The sequence below is a fragment of the Pseudomonas sp. H2_D02 genome, from assembly GCF_054677635.1.
The window spans coordinates 3,573,805-3,592,034 of record NZ_CP162816.1 but is presented as its reverse complement, the minus strand read 5'-3'; the positions used below and the strand labels follow the sequence as shown (position 1 = coordinate 3,592,034).

17 protein-coding genes and 2 pseudogenes are annotated in these 18,230 nt (G+C 61.6%); 1 reads left to right on the top strand and 18 read right to left on the bottom strand.

Annotated features, from left to right (window positions below; translation table 11 throughout):
• Nucleotides 1–9 precede the first annotated feature (9 nt).
• The 7 genes and pseudogenes from AB4N42_RS16540 to AB4N42_RS16510 form a co-directional block, all read right to left on the bottom strand.
• The gene (locus tag AB4N42_RS16540; protein ID WP_030140578.1) at nucleotides 10–327 is read right to left on the bottom strand and encodes a DMT family transporter; all 318 of its coding nucleotides are present in this window, start codon (nucleotides 325–327) and stop codon (nucleotides 10–12) included.
• Between the two features lie 153 nt (nucleotides 328–480).
• Nucleotides 481–738, bottom strand: coding sequence for a PLP-dependent transferase (locus AB4N42_RS16535; protein ID WP_460115009.1), 258 nt, complete (start codon nucleotides 736–738; stop codon nucleotides 481–483).
• Complete coding sequence (locus AB4N42_RS16530; protein ID WP_460115008.1) at nucleotides 713–1,684, bottom strand: trans-sulfuration enzyme family protein; 972 nt, start codon at nucleotides 1,682–1,684, stop codon at nucleotides 713–715. The genes AB4N42_RS16535 and AB4N42_RS16530 overlap by 26 nt, the downstream gene beginning before the upstream one ends.
• Before the next feature lie 10 nt (nucleotides 1,685–1,694).
• The gene (locus tag AB4N42_RS16525; RefSeq protein ID WP_407683230.1) at nucleotides 1,695–3,152 is read right to left on the bottom strand and encodes an aldehyde dehydrogenase family protein; all 1,458 of its coding nucleotides are present in this window, start codon (nucleotides 3,150–3,152) and stop codon (nucleotides 1,695–1,697) included.
• 178 nt (nucleotides 3,153–3,330) lie between these two features.
• Nucleotides 3,331–3,769, bottom strand: a pseudogene (locus AB4N42_RS16520) (Lrp/AsnC family transcriptional regulator).
• 14 nt (nucleotides 3,770–3,783) lie between these two features.
• Entirely contained in the window at nucleotides 3,784–5,145 is a 1,362-nt protein-coding gene (gene thrC / locus AB4N42_RS16515; protein ID WP_198796787.1) for a threonine synthase, read from the bottom strand.
• A gap of 41 nt (nucleotides 5,146–5,186) precedes the next feature.
• Nucleotides 5,187–5,882 carry a B3/B4 domain-containing protein gene (locus AB4N42_RS16510; RefSeq protein ID WP_460115007.1) on the bottom strand — a complete coding sequence of 232 codons (696 nt, stop codon included), beginning with the start codon at nucleotides 5,880–5,882 and terminating at the stop codon, nucleotides 5,187–5,189.
• Nucleotides 5,883–6,043: 161 nt separating this feature from the next.
• On the opposite strand from AB4N42_RS16510, the gene AB4N42_RS16505 reads away from it, so the two are divergent.
• Entirely contained in the window at nucleotides 6,044–6,646 is a 603-nt protein-coding gene (locus AB4N42_RS16505) for a helix-turn-helix domain-containing protein (RefSeq protein ID WP_030140572.1), read from the top strand.
• 48 nt (nucleotides 6,647–6,694) lie between these two features.
• Here the strand turns inward: AB4N42_RS16505 and AB4N42_RS16500 are convergent, their stop codons facing one another.
• The 11 genes and pseudogenes from AB4N42_RS16500 to AB4N42_RS16450 form a co-directional block, all read right to left on the bottom strand.
• The gene (locus AB4N42_RS16500) at nucleotides 6,695–7,621 is read right to left on the bottom strand and encodes a Gfo/Idh/MocA family protein (protein WP_431145412.1); all 927 of its coding nucleotides are present in this window, start codon (nucleotides 7,619–7,621) and stop codon (nucleotides 6,695–6,697) included.
• Between the two features lie 91 nt (nucleotides 7,622–7,712).
• A complete protein-coding gene (locus tag AB4N42_RS16495; protein WP_217859617.1) occupies nucleotides 7,713–8,498 on the bottom strand; it encodes a DeoR/GlpR family DNA-binding transcription regulator in 786 nt (261 codons plus the stop codon).
• Between the two features lie 114 nt (nucleotides 8,499–8,612).
• On the bottom strand, nucleotides 8,613–9,602 hold the full coding sequence (locus AB4N42_RS16490) for a LysR family transcriptional regulator (RefSeq protein WP_198796783.1): 990 nt from the start codon (nucleotides 9,600–9,602) through the stop codon (nucleotides 8,613–8,615).
• Nucleotides 9,603–9,642: 40 nt separating this feature from the next.
• Complete coding sequence (locus AB4N42_RS16485; RefSeq protein ID WP_460115006.1) at nucleotides 9,643–10,608, bottom strand: peptidylprolyl isomerase; 966 nt, start codon at nucleotides 10,606–10,608, stop codon at nucleotides 9,643–9,645.
• Between the two features lie 5 nt (nucleotides 10,609–10,613).
• Nucleotides 10,614–11,096, bottom strand: a complete 483-nt coding sequence (locus AB4N42_RS16480; RefSeq protein ID WP_198796781.1) for a YbjN domain-containing protein — start codon at nucleotides 11,094–11,096, stop codon at nucleotides 10,614–10,616.
• A gap of 34 nt (nucleotides 11,097–11,130) precedes the next feature.
• A complete protein-coding gene (locus AB4N42_RS16475) occupies nucleotides 11,131–11,778 on the bottom strand; it encodes a coiled-coil domain-containing protein (protein ID WP_198796780.1) in 648 nt (215 codons plus the stop codon).
• 16 nt (nucleotides 11,779–11,794) lie between these two features.
• Complete coding sequence (locus AB4N42_RS16470; RefSeq protein WP_217859621.1) at nucleotides 11,795–13,486, bottom strand: putative porin; 1,692 nt, start codon at nucleotides 13,484–13,486, stop codon at nucleotides 11,795–11,797.
• A 35-nt stretch (nucleotides 13,487–13,521) separates the two neighbouring features.
• The gene (locus AB4N42_RS16465) at nucleotides 13,522–14,244 is read right to left on the bottom strand and encodes an energy transducer TonB family protein (protein ID WP_198796778.1); all 723 of its coding nucleotides are present in this window, start codon (nucleotides 14,242–14,244) and stop codon (nucleotides 13,522–13,524) included.
• Between the two features lie 3 nt (nucleotides 14,245–14,247).
• The gene (locus tag AB4N42_RS16460; RefSeq protein ID WP_181289694.1) at nucleotides 14,248–14,673 is read right to left on the bottom strand and encodes an ExbD/TolR family protein; all 426 of its coding nucleotides are present in this window, start codon (nucleotides 14,671–14,673) and stop codon (nucleotides 14,248–14,250) included.
• Nucleotides 14,674–14,683: 10 nt separating this feature from the next.
• Nucleotides 14,684–16,511: pseudogene (locus AB4N42_RS16455) on the bottom strand (DUF2341 domain-containing protein).
• 32 nt (nucleotides 16,512–16,543) lie between these two features.
• Nucleotides 16,544–18,205 (bottom strand): ShlB/FhaC/HecB family hemolysin secretion/activation protein, encoded by a 1,662-nt coding sequence (locus AB4N42_RS16450; RefSeq protein WP_460115005.1) that lies wholly within the window; start codon nucleotides 18,203–18,205, stop codon nucleotides 16,544–16,546.
• Nucleotides 18,206–18,230 lie beyond the last annotated feature (25 nt).

The window sequence follows — 18,230 nt, the reverse complement described above, 5'->3', positions numbered from 1 at the left end:
GCTCGCCTTTCAGGCAGAAACCAACTTCATCATCAACAAACCACTGACAATCAGGACCGCAGCCACGACGCGCGACAGGCTGGCCGGCTCGCCCAGGAAAATGATGCCTGCCGCGAACGCTCCCACCGCGCCAATGCCTGTCCAGATGGTATAGGCGGTGCCGAGCGGCAAACTTTTCATTGAATAGGACAGCAAGGCAAAACTGGCAATTACCGTTATCAGGGTAATCACCGTCGGGCCGACCCGAGTTAATCCATCGGACTGTTTCATCGAAAACGCCCAAACCACTTCAAGTAATCCAGCAATTATTAAACTCAGCCAAGCCACAATCCAACTCCATTAAATACATGGGCAATTATCCAGGGGCACTCAGCAATGACTGAATGAGATAATTGCTCATAATCTTATTAAAAGAACCCCCGCTGGTACGGGGGCAAAGACGGGTTGACCAAACCCTGTTGCGCGACCTGATCAGCCAAGTTACTTGAATGTTTCATCCAGCGCGGCGGTGATGTCGCTGATCAGATCTTCGGGATCTTCCAAACCGACCGAAAAGCGCAAATGCCCGTACTGGCGAAACTCTTCAGGGTACCTGTCGAAACCGCCCCGGCCCTCCGCGCCGACGTGCACGATCAGCGACTCATCATGCCCCAGCGATACCGCTGACGTGATGATGCGCAGGTTCGAGACAAAGCGGTTTTGCGTGTCCGGATCACCTTTCACCGCAAACGCCATCATGGCCCCGTACCCCTTGTCGAGCGAACTGTCGGCGCGCCAATTCGTGCTGGGGATGAGACGCCAGCCCGGGGTAATAGACGTAGGCGATGCGATCGTCGGAATCGAGAAATTCAGCGATTTTCCCGGCGCTGCTCAATAGCTGGTTCAGGCGCAGCGGCAGCGTGACCGAGCCGCGCATGATCATCCAGGCGTTGAACGGCGAGATGGTCGCGCCGAGGTCGACGAGCGCGTCGTTCTTGATCTTGTCGATCATCCTTTGGGTGCCGATCACCACGCCACCCATGGCATCGCCGTGGCCGTTGATGTATTTGGTCAACGAGTGCACGACAAAATCGACGCCCTGTTGGCTGGCGCGGAAAAATGGCGGGGGCGTGAACGTCGCGTCCACGCTGATCAACGCGCCATGGGCATGGGCAATTTCAGTCAGCGCTCCGATGTCCGCCACCTTGGTGGTCGGGTTGGCGATCACTTCGGTGTGGATCAGCCGGGTATTGGGCCGTAGGGCCTGGCGCACCGAATCCAGGTCGCCCACGTCGACGAACGTCGCTTCGATGCCGTAGCGCTCAGGCAGCAGTTCCGCAAAGAGCCGCCAGACCGCCTGATAGGTAATATCGCTGACGATGACGTGATCGCCGCTCTTCAGGAATGAGAAGAACACCGAATGCAACGCCGCTACGCCGGTGGCGAATACCACAGCCGCTTCACAACCTTCGAGTGCGGCGAGTTTTTTCTCCAGGCACACCTGGTTATGACCTTGGTTGCGCGTGTACACCAGCCCGTCCGGACTCGACCAGTCCATGGTGGCCGGGTCTTCAGGCAGCAGATAAGAGTTGGCCATCACCAGGGGCGTACGAACCGCGCCACTGGTGGCGTCGGCAACGTTGCCGCCATGCACCGCCAGGGTGGCCGCAGACAGCGAGGACAGGTTCTTTTTATCAGGACGCATGGGTATTTCCTCAGAAGGATGTTGTTGTCTTGCCGGGTGAAATCACGCTTGCACCGGTGCCTGTATGGTTAAGGCAGACGACCTTGGGCTGGGTCATCTCCTCGTAGGCAAAACGCACGCCTTCGCGGCCCATGCTTCCGTATTTGAAGCCGCCGAAAGGCATCGCATCAAAACGGAAGTCCGACGAATCGTTGATCATCACACCACCCGCCTCCAGCCGTTTGGCGGCGCTCAGGGCAACGTTCAGGTCTCGGGTGAAAATGCCGGCGTGCAGGCTGTATTGCGGCTCATTGGCCAGCGTCAACGCCTCTTCCAGCGAGCCCACCGATTGCAGCATCACCACCGGGCTGAAGACTTCCTCGTACCAGAGCGGACAATCGCAGCCGACGTTTTCCAGGACCGTTGGCGAATACAGCGAGCCCACGCGCAGGTTGCCGAACAGCAACGTGGCGCCGTGATCAACCGCTTCGTTGACCAACGCTTCAGCGCGCTTGGCCGCCGCTTCGCTGATCATGGGGCCGACGTCCGTGCGCTCGTCCGCAGGATCGCCGACGACCAGTGCGCGGGTCTTTTCGACAAAGCCTTTTTTGAAGGCGTCAAAGGCCGGCGCCTCGATCAAGATGCGTTGAGTGCCAATGCAGTTCTGCCCCGCTGCCCAGAACGCACCCGACACGCAGGCGTCAATGGCAGCGGCAAGGTCGCTGTCGGCCATGACGATTACCGGCGCATTGCCGCCCAAGTCCATTGCCAGCTTCTTCAGGCCGGCGATACGGGAAATCTGCTCACCGGTGACGAAGCCCCCGGTGAACGAAACCATGCGCACCGCGCGGTGCGCGACCAGGGCCTTGCCCAACGCAGCGCCACCTGTCGCAACGCTGACCACGCCGGGCGGCAAGCCGGCGTCGATCAGACAACCCACCAGTTTGATCGCCGACAGCGGCGTCAACTCGGAAGGCTTGAGCACGACCGCGTTGCCACCTGCGATGGCCGGTCCGAGCTTATGGGCCACCAGATTCAGCGGATCGTTATAAGGCGTGATGGCGACAATGACGCCGAGCGGCTCGCGGGTGTACCAGCCCTGGCGGGACTCCGACCCGGCGTAGGCATCGAACGGGATCACCTCGCCGGCATTGCGCCTGGCTTCCTCAGCGGAGAGTTTCAAGGTGTTGATGCAGCGCGAGACTTCCTTCCTTGCTTGCTTCAAGGTTTTCCCGGACTCGGCCACGATAAGCCGGGCAAACGCATCCCTGTCGGCTTCGACACCTGACGCGGTGGCTTCCAATATCCGCGCCCGTTCATGTCGCGGCAGCTCCCTGGCAACCAGGGCCCCCAGCAGTGCCGTGTCAATCAGCGGGGTCGCTGATGAAGCGGGCATGTCCATCACCTCACCCACTGGAGAACCGTCAAAGGGGTTGCTAACAACCATCGCCTTATAATCAGCCGCGAGCGAGAGACTCAAATTATTCATAATGATGGACCTGTTGTTTCAATACCAAACAGGTAACTGCACAGTCAGCCACGGCACGTTCTCGTTGTTATAGTTAGGTACTGACGATGATAATTCCGCCATTGATGTTTACGAAGATGGCAAACAGCGCGTTATTACGAGCAATTTGCTCGCGCATCGGCACACTTCGCTTTTCGGTTTACTTAGTGCAAGACAAGACGAAAGACGTGACGGTATTCAATACACCCGGCAACGCCGAGATCTCGCTCCAGACTTTGTGGATGCGATCCGAATTCAGCGCCTCTACGGTCAAGACGATGTCGAGATCACCGCTCATCACGTTGCAGGACGTGACTTCGGGAATGGTGGCCACTGACCGGACCACCTCGGCATCGCGCATCCGGTCCTTTCGATAGACAAAGACCAGCGCCCTGATAGGCCCTGCTTCCGCCGTGCAGCGTGCCCTTGACGATGGTATATCCCCGGATATAACCATCGCGTTCCAATCGCTCAATCCTGAGTCGCACGGCATTGCGCGACAAATTGACTTTCAATCCGATTTCATTATGGGCAAGCCGTGCATGACGGGTCAGCTCATCCAGTATTTTTTCATCAACTTTATCGAGAACACGTTTCATCGCTGACTCCGGTTTTATAACGAGCGAGACTCCGTGTCTTTGGACAAGTCATCAATAAACTGCACCAGCGCGGCTATATCATTGGGTATTGAAATACAACTTCGGTCGGACAAACGCTGCAGCCCGGCATCACTGATCGATGGATGGGTGGTCGCCAGGCAAATCATCGGAATCAGCAAGCTGCGCCGGCTGACACGCGCCGCACGCAAGCCTATGGCCGTGGGTGGACTGATCAGGTAACCGCTCTGCACGAAAACCTCATGGATGCTATTGAAGGCATCCGCATCCTCCACAGCGAGGGAGTCGAACAATTTGCGCGCTTGCAGCCATTCGTCCTGTTCCAATTGGATCCGCCCGTCTTCCTCCAGCCGCTCCATGTTCCTGGCGACTTTGTTCCCACAACCATTGAGCACACTCCATTGCAACCGCTCGAAGTTCGAAGCCACGGAGACGTTCATGCACGGCGTCTGGGTGGCGCGGATTTCATGGCGGCGGTAGAGGTTGTTCTGCAGGAATTCGTGCAGGCCCGCATTGGCGTTCGTGGCCACGATCAATTGCCTGATGGGCAAGCCCATTTCCCTGGCCACATACCCTGCGTACAGCGCACCGAAGTTGCCGGTGGGCACGCTGAAGGCCACCTCCCTCTTTGGTGCCCCGAGTTGAAGCGCCGAATAGAAAAAGAACGACAGGTGCGCCAGTACCCTTACCCAATTCACCGAATTGAAGGAGATGAGCGATTTGCGGGTTCGGTGGCTGCCCTTGAGGAACTTCTCGCATAACCGATGGCAATCGGCGTAGTCCCCGTCGACTTCGATGTTGATGACGTTGGCTTGCCCGGTGCTCAACAAACGCCGTCGATGCGCCTGCGTCATGCCCCGTGACGGGTGCAGTACGACCAGTGTCACGCCTTGCACGCCGTTAAAAGCCTTGATCGCCGCCGCACCGGTGTCGCCGCCGGTGCAGCCCACCACCAAGGCCTCCTTGCCACTCTTGGACAACGTGTACTCAATCAGACGGGCCATCAGCTGTAGGCCGAAGTCCTGATAGACGTTGGCAGGCCCGTGAAACAACTCCAGCACCCACTCGTTAGTCGCCGTCTGGTAAAGCGGCGCGACCGCCCTGCTCTTGAAGCCGCAATAAGCCTGCTCGACGATTCGGAACAACTGCTCCCGAGGTATCCAGTCGCCCAGGAAAGGACCGATCACCTCGCAGGCCAGCTCATGGAAAGGCAGCCACTCCAGCCGGGAAAGCGCCTGATCCGTAAACCGAGGCACCTTGCCAGGAACGAACAATCCGCCATCCGGGGCATACGCGCCCATGAGCACTTCGCTGAATGCGTAGGTCTTGCCGGGTGTCCGCGTGCTGACGTAGTTCATGAATGAGACACCCTCTTGCCCTCTGCGGGACAACCTGTTGTTCAGTGAGCGCCAGGACCGACCAATGCACTCTCGATCTGTACACCCGGCATCATCGCCTGCAACCCTTCGATCAGCCTGTCGCCCGCCTCGGTCAACGCTTCGAGCGGCATCGCCGGCAGGGTTTCGAGGATGAACCACATGTGCCTGGCGTCCGCATCGAGGCGTGTCCTGACGCCCTGACGCCAGTTCCAGCGACGGCACGTCACGCCCTGGTCGTCGCGCCAGACCACTTCGCCGGCGTCTGGAAATTCATGGGCGGGCGCGCCTTCTTTCATGGTGTCGAACGGTTCGGAGCCGTCGGCGATCACGAGCCGCGGCGAGCCCACGTAGGCTTCGATGTTTTCGCCGCCGACGGGGATCGCGTACTCGATGCTGATGGCGTTGTAGAGATCGACGACGGGATCCAGGCTCGGCAAGCCGCCGTCCCGCAGCACGCGCTTGCGCAGGGCCTCGGCCGAGCATGGCGTGCGTTGTGGCTTGGCGCCGAACTGTCGAAACGTGTCGGCCCATTGCTGCAGGTGGGCCTCACCCCAGGCGGGACCGCCGGCCAGCACCGATTGGCAGGCACGATCCAGGGCCGTGCGGGCGACGTCCGGTTGGGTCAGCGGCGCAGCCTGCACCACGATGCTCAGGGCCCTGAACCCGGGCGCCAGCTCGGCAACGGCTTGGTCGATCAACGGCAGTACTGACAGCATCAAGGTTCTCCAGCGATCCAAATTGGCTTTCATGCTAGTCATCGCCGACCGCCAAAGTCAATATATCGACTTTTCTGGTCGATAAACTCCGACGAGCTGATTGACGACGCCACTGGCAACCGTCGAGAATCCTGGCCTATCTTCCTCACGACTCTTTGGTGATGACCCTGAATACCACTCTATCGACCACGCCTGGCGCGGATGCCCACGCGGTGAGCCTGGCCGTTGCCCGCACGCTCAAGCAGGCGCGCAAGGCTCAGAAAATCACCTTGGACGAGCTGTCCCGGCGCTCGGGCGTCAGCAAAGGGATGGTGGTTGAGATCGAGAAATGCACGGCGAACCCGAGCATCGGCATCTTGTGCAAGATTGCTGCGGCGCTGGGCCTTTCAGTGGCGGATATCGTCAACGTGGCGGAGCCACCTTCGGCCCACATCATCGACAGCCAGGACATCCCGACGCTGTGGACCGGGGAATTGGGAGGCACTGCACGCCTGCTCGCCGGGACGACCGGCCCGAACATGATCGAGTTGTGGCGCTGGGAGATGTTCCCGGGCGAATCCTTTTCTTCAGCCGGACACCCTCAAGGCACGCTTGAGCTGTTCCATGTCGAGAAAGGCACGTTGAAGTGCGTAGTGGGGGAAACGGAACTGGTGATTCCCGCCGGGAGCTCGGCGGTGGCGAAAACCGATGTCGCCCACGCCTATTCCAACGCGGGCAAGTCGAAGCTGGTCTTCACCATGTCGGTTGCCGAAATACATCAATAGGCATGCAGCGCGCCGATCGTCGCCAGGACGATCGGCGCGTGGGCAAGATCAATCGTAGAACGGCTCGACCAACGTCCGGCTACCGACGAAAAAGCTGTCCGCAACCAGGCGTAGCGGTTGCAGGTCCATATCGCTGGCCTTGGCACCGATCAGTTGCTGGAAATGCCGGTACACCGCCGCGTACTCACCCTCTTCCGACACCGCCTGGCGTACACCGTCGATGCTTAACAGCGCGCCGCCGTTGTCCAGGCGCAAGGTGCCTTCGGCGCAACGAATCTCGATGCTCCAGAGCTCGTCATGACCATGGTCGAAATCGAACTCCGCGCGGATGTCGAGATGGCCGGCGTCGGACATCTTGATGCTGGCGGCAATCGGCGACTGGCAGTTATCGGGGACGCGCAGTTCGGCGGACTCGACGAACAGTGACCGCGGCAGCAGGTGGGTAGCGATGGACAAGGCATTGATGCCCGGATCAAACACGCCCAAGCCGCCGGGCTGCCAGATCCACGCCTGGCCCGGGTGCCATTTGCGCACGTCTTCCTTCCAGTCGATCTGGACACTTTGCAGCGTGCGGCTAGTAAGCCAGTCGCGGGCCGCCTCGATGCCGGGCGCATAACGCGAATGCCAGGCAAACAGGCCGCTGACGCCCTTTTCACGCGCCTGCTCGACCAATTCCATCGCTTCGCCCAAGGTGGCACACGGCGGCTTTTCCACGAGCACATGCTTGCCCGCTTCCAGCGCCTGGCGAACCAGGCCGAAGCGCCCTTGCGGCGGCGTGCAGAAGGCAATCGCATCGACGTGCGGACCGTTTTCCAGCAACTCGCCCAAGGACTGGAAGTTCTCCACGCCGGCGCACGGCTGCCCTTGCGTGGCGACCGCCACCAGCTCGAACGCAGGGTTGGCGCGGATGGCGGGGACGTGTTGATCCTGGGCGATCTTGCCGTAGCCCACCAGGCCGAGACGAATCGGTTGCATCGATGACTCCTGACTTTTGTAGTTGTGATGGGGCAGCAAACTAGACGTAAATCGGCTGGCGGACAATGGGCTTGTATCCCATCGTTTCACCTCAGGCCTTGGCGGGCGCCTTCATGACTTTGGATATCCGCGCCAAAAAAGGATCGAGTCGTTCGTGCGGCGCATCGTGCTCCACCACCAGCGCGGTGACTTCTTCGCAGGATGCGACCTGGTAATGCGCAACGCTGGATAGCTTTTGGTTGGTGACCGCCACCACCACCTGACCGCTCGCAGCGACCACCGCGCGCTTGAATTCGGCGTCGTCCAGGCCAAACGCCGTGACGCCGTTGTCCGGGTCGATGGCGCAGGCACCCACGAAACACACATCGAAATTGAACTGGCGCAATTGCTGGACAGCCGCCAACCCGATCGCGCCGCCCGCAACAGGGTTCAGGCGACCACCCAGCAGGATGACTTCGGCGCTGGGCAGCTTCATCAGCTCCACCGCGATCAACGGCGAGTTGGTGGTGAGGGTCAAGCGCAGGCCTGGATCGATGGCGCGGGCGATAGCCAGGTTGGTCGACCCGGCATCGAGGAAGACGTGCTGCCCCGCGCTGAGCAGCGAAGCCGCAGCGCGGGCAAGATTGTCCTTGCGGGCCGAGTCCTGATGGATTCGGACGTCTATCGGCACTTCGGCCGCCGGCAAGCGAATCGCACCGCCATAGACGCGCTTGCATAAACCGGCCGCAGCCAAAGCGCCCAGGTCGCGACGTATCGAGTGTTCGGAAACGTTGAATTCACTGGCCAGATCAGCCGCGATGACCCGGCCATACAGGGCAAGCCGCTCGCTGATCAATCGTTGGCGTTCGCCGGGGAATACTTCGAGAGGGGTACTCATGGATCCACAACCTGCATAAACGAGCACAAATAGACACAACCGAGCGCAATATGCCTCGTCTCCATCGGTTCGTCAAACCGGCTCGGCACCCAAGCCAATCCGCCGCCCGGCGTGTCAACGCTCGTTCTGGAACCACTCCCTGAGCTGTTCAAACGCCGCGCGAACCAGCGCTGCCAGCCGGGCAACCTCTTCCCTGTGAGCTTCATCGCGGTGTACGGCCATCCAGACCTGCATCGGCATTCCTCGGTCGAACAAGTCGGGCAAAGGCTGCAGCGTCTTGTCGAGTGCGCAGACGTAATGCGGCAGCAGGCCGACGCAGGCGCTCCATTGGATCATCTGGCGCATCAGTTCATAGGAGTTGACCTGGGTCACGCCGGAGCGACGCGTGCCGACAGTGCTGTTCCAAGGTTGCAGGGAAGGCATTTTCGCGTAGTCGTGCAGGCTCACCAGCATGTAGTCCTGCAGCTCGGCCAGACTGCGTGGGCGGCTCGCTTCCCGTGAATAACGCTTGGCAATGTGCGGGATGTACTCCAGTTCGGCGAGGCAACTGAGCTCAGCCACCGGAAACGATAGCCGCGGCGCTTGCGCCTGCGGGTCGGTAAGCCAGACGACAACGTCCGCCTCGGCCGGCTCCTGGTCGGGGTTACTGTCGAGACGCAGCAAGTTCAGGCGCACGTTGGCGTGTTGACGTACGAAACCGAGCAGCTCGCGATTGAGGATGTCGTGCAGCAGGGGCTCCGCCACGGCCACGCGAACCAGTGCCTGATCCTCGACGAAAGCATCAGGCAAAGCCAGCAAGGCTCGGTGAGCCAACAATTGGTTGCGCAGGCGCCGACCGTCCTGGCTGAGCACCAGTGCATTGCCTCGGTGCTCGAACAAGGGACTGCCGTAATGGATCGACAACCGCGAGAGCTTTTTTCGCAGCAACGACGCTTTGACGTTCAAGCTCCGCGCCGCCTGCATGAAGCAGCTGCAGCGCGCCGTCACCAGGAAAAACTCCAACGCCTGGAGATCCTTGAGGTTATCCAGATGCCGATCATCGCTATTGATCGAGGGTGGCAACCGCGCACAATCGTGAATCTGGCCAACGTCCTCCAAAGCCATACGCCCTCCTCCCTAAGGTGTCCCCACGCGACCGCGCCGCTTAACGAACAGACTCCAATGCCTGATTCAGTTGCGCGCCATCGATGCTCAGCGTTGCCTTGCTCACCAGCCCTTCCATATAGGCCCTGGCCACTTGTTCCTGGCGCTGATTGCGCAGCGCCTCGCGCAGTTGTTCGCGAACTTCATCCAGGCTGGCGGCGCGTGCTGGCTGCATATCGGTCAGTTTGAGAATGTGAAAGCCCGCCTGGCTCCGCAAAGCGTCGGAAACGCTGCCGACCCGTTGTCGGCTCAAGACCTGGCGCATCTCCGGCACATATTGCTGCAACGGTTGCAAGCCGCTGTCACCGCCCCGTTGGGCCGTCGCCTGGTCCTCGGAAAACTGCCGGGCGAGCTCGGCGAAATCGGCGTTGGGAGCCTGGGCACGACGGGCCAGCTCGGTGGCTTTCTTGCGGAGCGATTCTTCGTTGGCTCCCGGCTCAACCGCGATGAAGATCTGGCTGACGCGGTACAACGCCGGGCTTTGCAGCTTGTCCTTGGCACTCTCGTAAGCCTGTTTCAGGGCTTGCTCATCCGGATAGTCGGCGGGGACCTGGCTGACGGATTGCAAGTAAGTGCGCAGCAAAATCTGTTCGGTGGCCGCGCGGGTCATCTGTTGGATGTCCGGACGCTCCTGCCAACCCTGGGCGTCGGCCTGCTGCAACAGGGCTTTCTCTGCCAGGCGCGCACGGATCCAGCCCTCCAGTGCGCCACGATTGCCGCGCAGTTGCTCGCGCACCTGCGGTGTGAGCGAGCTCAACACAGCGTTGAGCTCGACGCTGCTCAGTTGCAGTTCGCCCAGGCTGGCCACGGCCGGCGCCGCCTCGTCCGGGGTTCTGGCGGGTTTCGGTTGTGCCGCGGGCACCGAGGCTTGGGATACGCCGTCAGGGTTGGAGATCACCGTCAGTACAATGCCGCCGAGCACCAGGACAGCCGCACCGATGCCAGCCAGTTTGCTAAACCTGTTCATCGTAATCAGGCCTCTTCGACCGCAGCTTCCTGCGTTGCATCCGCACCGTCCTTTTGCTGCTCGCGTGCGTGCTGGCTGTAGTCGCGCAGGTACACCACGAATTCTTGCAACAGCCGGTCCCAGAGTTCCAGCACGCCACGCACGTGGTCTTCACTGACACCGGCGGCAACGATGGCGTCCATTTCCATCACCAGGAAATCACCCTGGCGACTCAGGCGGGCAAAGCGGCGGCTGGCATTCCATACCTGGACCAGGCCTTCAGGCAATTCGCCCTCGATGCGCAGCGCGCAACTGAACGTGAAATCCAGAAAGCTGCCCTCGGTGGCGGCCGGGTTGCCGAAACGCACGGCAAAGCCAATGCCCTGGCTGGCGCTCAACAACTGCACCACGGCGCCTTGTTCGGTACGATTGACGCGGTAGCCGGCGGCTTGCAGCAGTTCGCCCAGTTGTTCGGGAGTGATGCTCAGGATCAGTGTTTGTGCGGTCATGACTGGATTTCCCTTGTGGTCATTTGATCAATGGTTATTTGCCGGCGGTGGTCTTGGTGGCATCGAACTGGGTCTGGTACAGCGCATCGCCATAGCGCTGCGCCAATTCTTCGAACTTCACCCGCGCGCCACTGGCGAAGGGTTGGCGGATCTTCAATACGTCGCTGACCTCGATGTTTTCGTAGGCAGTCAGGATCTCTTTGGCGATGCCGTACATCTCTTGGTTTTTCGCCACGCACTGCTGCACTTCACTGTCCCGACTGGTCAGGCTGGCTTGCAGCGTGGCACGCGCCGCCTCTATACCCCGCGCACGGCCCAGCAGTTCTTCGTAGGCCTGCTTGAACTTGCCGACCTGCTCGGTACTGGCGGCTATCTGCGCCTGGGCGCTGCTGCGGACAGCGTCTTGCTGTGCGCCCAGTTGTTCGCTCTGGCTGCGCGCCTTGGCGAGTTCGGCGGTCAGTTGCTTGATTTGCGCTTGTGCCGCACTCAGCTCGGTTTGCGCCGCCTGGCGCGCGGCGGTGCCTTGCGCCTGTTCGCTCTGCAAGGCTTGCAGCTGTTGGGTGGTGCTGCGCAACTGGGCACGCAAGCGTTCCTCCATGGTCTCTGCCGAAGCGCCGAGGGCTGCGCCGAGCCCCAACAGCAGCACCACGGCGTGGATCGCGGGATGAAATGACTTTTTCATGCTGTCCCTCCCGGCGCTAGAAGCGCGTGTTGAGCTCAAGTTGCAGGACGTCGATATCGAACGGCGCGCCGTAGACTTCTTCGCTGCTCAACCAGCGCGCGGTCGCGAAGACGTTGTCTTCGATGCCGTAGTTGCCGCCGAGGAAATAACCCTTGGCGTTGGTGCCGCCGAGGTGGAACGAGGAGTCGTTGAAGCCGTCCGGCAAGGCGTCCGGCTCGATGTATTTGTAGCCGGCGAACAGGTTCCAATCGCCGCGCTTCTTCAGGTCCAGGGAACTGCCCAGGGTGAACTGCAGCATCCAGGCGGTATCGCCGCTTTCGATGTCACCGTTTTCGTCCACGTTGTTGACCAGCGCACCGGCCGAGCGCTTGCGCATCTTGCCTTCGTCGTAGCCCAGGTTGACCAGGTAGTTGCCCTGGCTGCGCAACTTGAGATCGTCGAACAGCAAGGTGTCCCAGGCCAGATTGAGGTCAAGCACGTTGAACTCCGAGGCCAGGCCCACGAATTGTGGTTGCGGCGACGTGGTCGGTGCGGACGGGTCCGGCACCAGGTTGCGCAACTCCATCAAGGTGTTGCCCTTTTGCATGAACGCCGGACGCGTTTCGTCGCTGTCACAAGCCGGCGCGCCGTCATAGATGGCGCAGGGATTGGAGCGTCGTCCTTCGATGTCGTCAAATTGGTAGTAGGCCAGCGCGCCCTTGATGCTGTTGTCCGGCGCAAACGCCCAGTTCGCACCGAGTTGCGCGCCGTAGAGCCATTTGTTCTCGCTGTCTTCTTTGTTCAAACCATCGCTCGACGCGCTGTCGGAGCTGTATTCCACCGGGAACGCGCCCAAGGTGCCGAATACCGCCAGGTCGCGGTTCAACGGGTGATTGAACGAGCCGGCGATACCGTCGAAATTGAGATCGTTGGAATACAACAGATCGGTAGACATGAATGGATTGGGCATGCGTCCCCCGGTGAAGCTCCACTCCTTCGTCGGGCGGTAATTGAGGTAGCCCTGATCGAGCCACAGGTCCTTTTTGTCGAAGCCGCCGCCCAGCGTCTGGGTGGTGGACACAGGACTGCTGTCCGAGCCCGTGCCCAGCCGGATGGCGGCGGTCCATTGAGGGGAAAGCGCGGCCCGCAAGCCCATCCGGGCACGCAAGCGCAGCATGTTCTCGCGATCTTCGCGGGTGTTGAGCAGCGGTGGGTATTGCGTACCGCTTCTAGGGTTGACGTCATAGGGCCCGCTGTTATTGAGCTCGGCGAAATCGACGATCTCGTTGCTGTTGCTGCCCGAGTAATAGCGCGACTCGTTGCGCAAACGCACGTCGCCTTCAAACGTGATGCGCGACACCCAGTCGGGAAAGGTATTGGGCTGTGCCCAGTTTTCCTGTTTGGCCTGGGCGATCACCTCGGCCTTCACCTGGTCGCGAATCTGTTCCCGCACGATCGCCGGCACGTATTGCACCCGCACCTCCCCCGGCGCGCCGGGTGCTGGCACCGGCGCGGCAGTCGCGGCGGCCTGCCGGGCTTGCACGGCCTCGGCTTCGGCCTGGTCGATCAGCGCTTGCGCCTGGTCCTGCTTGAGCACGCCTTGTTGAACCAACAGGCGGATCAGGTTGACCGTAGCGTTCTGCGACGGCGTCTGCGCCAAGGCACTGCCCGTCAGGCTGGCGATCACCAGGCCGACACCCAGCGCCAATCGATTGATTTTGCAGATCATGAACACAACTCCTAATGGTCTCTTGGCGACCCGGCTCAGCCCGGTCGGCGTCCTTGTAGGCGGATACGCACCGGCACCTGCAACGAGGCGGGTGGACGTTCCAGATGGGGTGAAGCGCGCAAGGTCGCCAGGACCTTGGCGTCGAGTTCGGCATCGCCACTGCTGCGTCCCAGCTCCACGCGCGTCACGCGACCGGCCTGGTCCAGCCAGACGTCAGCCTCCAGGCGAAACGCCAGGTTGCGCAGCTCGGGCGACTCGCGCAGCAAGCGCTGGAAGCTGTAGGCCAGGAACTGGCTGTAGGTGCCGTTGCCGAGGCGCCCGCCGCCGGTGCCGGCCATGCCGCCGCCCTTGCCCGCGCCAATGTTGAAAGCGTCGGAACCCGCCTGGGCGTCACTGTCCATTTGCATCGGGTCGGCCAGGTCTTCGGCGGGCGAAGGCGGCGCCTCTTCCTCTGGCTTGACTTCCTCGGGCTCTGGCGTGGGCTCGGGCTCGACGATTTTTTCTTCCACCGGTTTTTCCGGCTCCGGCGGTTTTTCCGGTGGCGGAGGCGGAGGTGGCGGCAACGGAATGATCGCCGGGATCTTTGGCGCCTCGCGGCGAATGCCGCTCATGTCATTGGCCCATGTCCACAGCAGCCAGGCCAGGCCCGCGCCCGCCAGCAGGCCAACGCTCCACAGCAGTACTCGACGCACCGTCCTGGTGACGTCGCGCTGTTGCTCCAGATGGCCGTTCTGCGGCTGTTCAGGAAAAGACGTCATGGCTCAGCCCTGGCTCGGTTTGCCGGTGACCAGGCCGACCTGGGACAGCTCCAGGCGACGCAACAGGTCCAGCACTTCAATGACTTTCTGGTACTGCACGGTGGAATCACCGCGCACGATCACCGGAAAATCCGGGCTCTGCGCCTTCTCGATGCGCAAGCGGTCTTCCAGTTCGTTGAGGGTGACCGGGTAGGCATCGAGGAATACCTGGCCGCCATCATTGATGGAAATCGCCTTGGTCTTGGGCTGCGAAAGCGAGATGGTCGAGCTGGCCTTCGGCAGGTTGATCTGGATGCCGGAGACCTGGGCGGTGGCGGTGAGGATGAACATCACCAGCACCACCATGAGCACGTCCACGAGTGGCGTGATGTTGATGGTGTCGACGGCAGCATCTTCGTCATCGTCCAGGGCGCTGTTGAGGTTGGCCATGGTCGTCCCCTCACACCGTCAACGACGGACTGGCGACATGGTTGCCCCGTCGATGCGCCGCTTCGCTGGATTGGCTTTCACCGTGGACTTCGGCCAGGCGGGTGATGAACTCATCCACGAAGACGCGCATGTCGGCGCTGACTTCCTTGTTGCGCGTGGTCAGGCGGTTATAGCCAAACAGCGCCGGGATCGCGACGAACAGCCCCATGGCCGTCGCCAGCAAGGCCGCCGCCATGCCCGGCGCGATGGCGTTGATGTTCACGTCACCGGCCATGGCGGTGCCGAGGAAGACCACCATGATCCCCAGCACGGTGCCGAGCAGGCCAATGTAGGGCCCACCGGCGATGGCATTGGACAGGGTCGACAGCTTGGCGCTGAGCTGCTGGTTTTCACGTGTCCGGACGCCGTCCATGGAGCAACGGATGGCTTCGATGGTGGCGGCGGAAATCGACGACGTATCGGCGCCCTGGTCGCGGCGGGTGCGGATCTCGGCCACCGCCACCGTATACAGGCGCCACAGCGACGAGTCCGCCAGGCGCTGCGCCAGGTCGCGTTCATCGGCCAGCATTTCCAGCCGAGTCCCGACCTTGGCGAAGTGACTGCGGAACAATTCGTTGGCACGGCTGACACGGGCGACATTGCGACTCTTGCGCACCATGATCACCCACGACTGCAACATCATCAGCACCAGGATGGCAATGATCACCCAGGCGTCCAGCGGCACCGCGTTGAGCAGGAAACCCAGGCTGCCGAAGCCGAAGCCGGACTGTTCTTCGTCCACGCCGTAGACCACCAGGCGTGACTCGGCGCCCTGGGCGGTGGCATCGGCCAGGATCAGCTCGGGCGAGCGAGCGATGCGGGACACGCGCAGTTCATCAAGGACGCCGGTGAAGGCCTGATAGGTCGAGGTCGGCGCGCCGACAGCCACCGCTGCCGGTGCATCGCCACCAATCGCGATTGCACTCTGCAAGGCCGGCAGCGGCTGCGCCAGGTTGGCCGCCGCTCTGCCGTTGACGTACAAACGCAACCCACTGGCATCGGCTGTCAACGCCAGGTGTTGCCATTGCCCAAGGGCCACGGCCTGGTTCGCCACCGCGCGCTGGCCGTTCACCTCGACGAAAGGAACGCCCTGGTTCATGCCCACCAAGAGCGAGTTGCCGGCGTCACGACGGGCCAGCAGCAGTTGTTCCCCTGCCCCCTGCTCCATGCGCAACCAGGTGCTGAACGTCATCGCGCCCCCCGCGTTGACGCCCAGGGACGCGCTGGCCGGTAACAACAGCGGTTGGCCGTTGAATTGCGCCGCGCGGCCGATCACGCCGTCAAGGATGCCTGCCGGTGCGTTCTGCGCGTGGTTGGCAAAGGCGCTGGCATCACGCGGTGGCGCGCCAACGGCACCATCGAAGTGATAGACCAGGCTGTAATCGGCGTCGAACGCCAACTGGGGATTGCTGGTGGCCGGTGCTTTCGGGTTGCCGTAGTACATCCAGATGTCCGAGCGCTTGCCCCCCTCCACCATGGGCACGTCCACCCAGATCAAGGCCATGCCCATCAGCGGATCGAAGCTTTCAATCTGGTGGTTGAGCACGGTGTGGTCGTCGGCGGCGACAAAGCGAATGTCCGAGCCGTTTTCGTTGACACCGTCAAAGGTGAAATTGCCGGTGTGCAAACGCACCAGCAGCGCAGTGCGCCCCACCGCCTCGTTGATCGCCGCGCCCTGGGGGGTGGTGTCGATGCTGATCTGTTTGCGGTAATGCCAGTCGTCCTGCCACCAGGCGTTGGCCGTTGCCGAGCAGCGCAAGGCCCAGGCAAGCGAGAAGAATGAAAATCAAGCGATGCATAACGGGTTGCTCCAAGGTCTGTTGCCTGCCGGTCAAAAAGTTGCCTGCACGTTGAAGTGCACGCGTGAGTCGTGTTTGCGGGTATTGGGGCCGTCCTTGAGCGGCAGGCCCCAATCGAGGCTGCCGGACAACCACTCACGCAAGGTCGCGCGAGTGCCAAAGCCAACGCTTGCCAGGCTGTAATCGGCTTCCTGGTCGGGTAATGCGTCTTGCAGGGCCATCTGCGCGCCCTCGGCGAAGACATACCAACGCCAACTGTCGACGTAGCTGCCAAGGCCTTCGCCCAGGTGTTTGCTCAACGACGGCGTGCGCAGTTCCTGGGAAAACAGCACCCCGTCATCGCCCGTGCGTTCCGCAGCCAGGTAACCGCGCACGCTGGTGGCGCCACCGGCGGAAAACTGCTCGTTGGAAACCAGCGGCCCGGAAGCCAGCTGGAAGCTCAACTTGCTCGCCGCTTGCCAGTCACCGGCAAACGTCTGGGTAAAGGTGCTGTCGCCCTTGAACACCGCGAAGCTGGGATTGGATTCATAGCGCTTGGCGCGAAATTCATCGGCGTCGCTGCCATAACCGAAGAAGCTGCGAGTGCCGGCGACGATGCTCAGGCCCAGGCCGAACTGCGAGGTTTCGGTGTAGCGAAAGCCGTTGTAGGCAAGGGTGATGGGCGCGTACTTGATCGGCACTTCATCGCTCGAACCGCCGAACTGCAGGGCTTCATCGAAATCCTTGAAATCCACACCCACCGACAGCGAGTTGGCCCAGACGCCTTGCGGGGGCACGCTGTAGATCAGTGACACGCCGTAGGAATGGCCCTTGCCCAACACATTGCTACCGCCGATGGTTGCGACGTTGCTGTCGGATTGATAGCCGGCGAACTGCACGTTCCAGCGCTCACTCAAGGGGGCGTTATAGGAACCCGACCAGACCTGCGCGTTGTCCCGGTCCTCGGGGGCGGTGAAATAGGTCAGCGAAGCCGTATGGCCGCGCTGCCAGAGATTGTTGTGGCCGAGCGTGACCACCGAACGCAGCTTTTCGGTGTCGGCGCTGTAGTCGTTGTTGAGCCCGATACTGGCCTGCCAGGGGTTCTTGTCTTCGACTTGCAAGTCGACATCCATCGTTCCCGGGCGCTGCCCTTCGCGCACGACCGGCACCACCTGGCGTCCCGGGTTGCGGTTGGCAACCGCCAGCTGGGTTTGCACCGCCGCGAAATCGGCCACCTTGCCTTCTGTCAGCGCCGGAACTTCTTCGCGCACATTGACGGGAGAGTAGTGCTGGGTGCCAACCACGCGCACCCGGCCGATCCGGGTTTCGCTGACTTGCAGGTACACCACGCCGCCTTCGACCTGCTGCTCCGGCAGTTCGACGAACACCGACTGGTAACCCTTGGCCTGGTAGCGTTGTTGCAACGCGTCGCGGGCACCTTCGATATCGGTGAGGCTGCGTTGCGGCCCGAGGAACGCGTACACCGCTTCTTCGATGTCGCGCGCGTCGAGCACGGTATTGCCGCGCACGACGTATTCGTTCACATCCACCAGCCGCGCAGGCGTTCCGGCGTCAGCCTCGATCAGCGTGGCAGCCTCTTCGGCGAATGCCAGCGCCTCGAAGGCCAGAGCGAGCATCAGTGCCGTGGGCAGGAAAGGCCACGGCCTGCGCTTGCTGTTGAAATCCCAATGATCCACACATCCCCCTCGATTCATTTGCGCCACCCGTGCAGCGCCTGCT

What these genes read in the sequence shown, in the direction of transcription:
- AB4N42_RS16535 (WP_460115009.1), bottom strand. Translation starts at nt 738, where the DNA reads ATGATGGCGTTTGCGGTGAAAGGTGATCCGGACACGCAAAACCGCTTT.
- AB4N42_RS16530 (WP_460115008.1), bottom strand. Translation starts at nt 1,684, where the DNA reads ATGCGTCCTGATAAAAAGAACCTGTCCTCGCTGTCTGCGGCCACCCTG.
- AB4N42_RS16525 (WP_407683230.1), bottom strand. Translation starts at nt 3,152, where the DNA reads ATGAATAATTTGAGTCTCTCGCTCGCGGCTGATTATAAGGCGATGGTT.
- thrC (WP_198796787.1), bottom strand. Translation starts at nt 5,145, where the DNA reads ATGAACTACGTCAGCACGCGGACACCCGGCAAGACCTACGCATTCAGC.
- AB4N42_RS16510 (WP_460115007.1), bottom strand. Translation starts at nt 5,882, where the DNA reads ATGCTGTCAGTACTGCCGTTGATCGACCAAGCCGTTGCCGAGCTGGCG.
- AB4N42_RS16505 (WP_030140572.1), top strand. Translation starts at nt 6,044, where the DNA reads ATGACCCTGAATACCACTCTATCGACCACGCCTGGCGCGGATGCCCAC.
- AB4N42_RS16500 (WP_431145412.1), bottom strand. Translation starts at nt 7,621, where the DNA reads ATGCAACCGATTCGTCTCGGCCTGGTGGGCTACGGCAAGATCGCCCAG.
- AB4N42_RS16495 (WP_217859617.1), bottom strand. Translation starts at nt 8,498, where the DNA reads ATGAGTACCCCTCTCGAAGTATTCCCCGGCGAACGCCAACGATTGATC.
- AB4N42_RS16490 (WP_198796783.1), bottom strand. Translation starts at nt 9,602, where the DNA reads ATGGCTTTGGAGGACGTTGGCCAGATTCACGATTGTGCGCGGTTGCCA.
- AB4N42_RS16485 (WP_460115006.1), bottom strand. Translation starts at nt 10,608, where the DNA reads ATGAACAGGTTTAGCAAACTGGCTGGCATCGGTGCGGCTGTCCTGGTG.
- AB4N42_RS16480 (WP_198796781.1), bottom strand. Translation starts at nt 11,096, where the DNA reads ATGACCGCACAAACACTGATCCTGAGCATCACTCCCGAACAACTGGGC.
- AB4N42_RS16475 (WP_198796780.1), bottom strand. Translation starts at nt 11,778, where the DNA reads ATGAAAAAGTCATTTCATCCCGCGATCCACGCCGTGGTGCTGCTGTTG.
- AB4N42_RS16470 (WP_217859621.1), bottom strand. Translation starts at nt 13,486, where the DNA reads ATGATCTGCAAAATCAATCGATTGGCGCTGGGTGTCGGCCTGGTGATC.
- AB4N42_RS16465 (WP_198796778.1), bottom strand. Translation starts at nt 14,244, where the DNA reads ATGACGTCTTTTCCTGAACAGCCGCAGAACGGCCATCTGGAGCAACAG.
- AB4N42_RS16460 (WP_181289694.1), bottom strand. Translation starts at nt 14,673, where the DNA reads ATGGCCAACCTCAACAGCGCCCTGGACGATGACGAAGATGCTGCCGTC.
- AB4N42_RS16450 (WP_460115005.1), bottom strand. Translation starts at nt 18,205, where the DNA reads ATGAATCGAGGGGGATGTGTGGATCATTGGGATTTCAACAGCAAGCGC.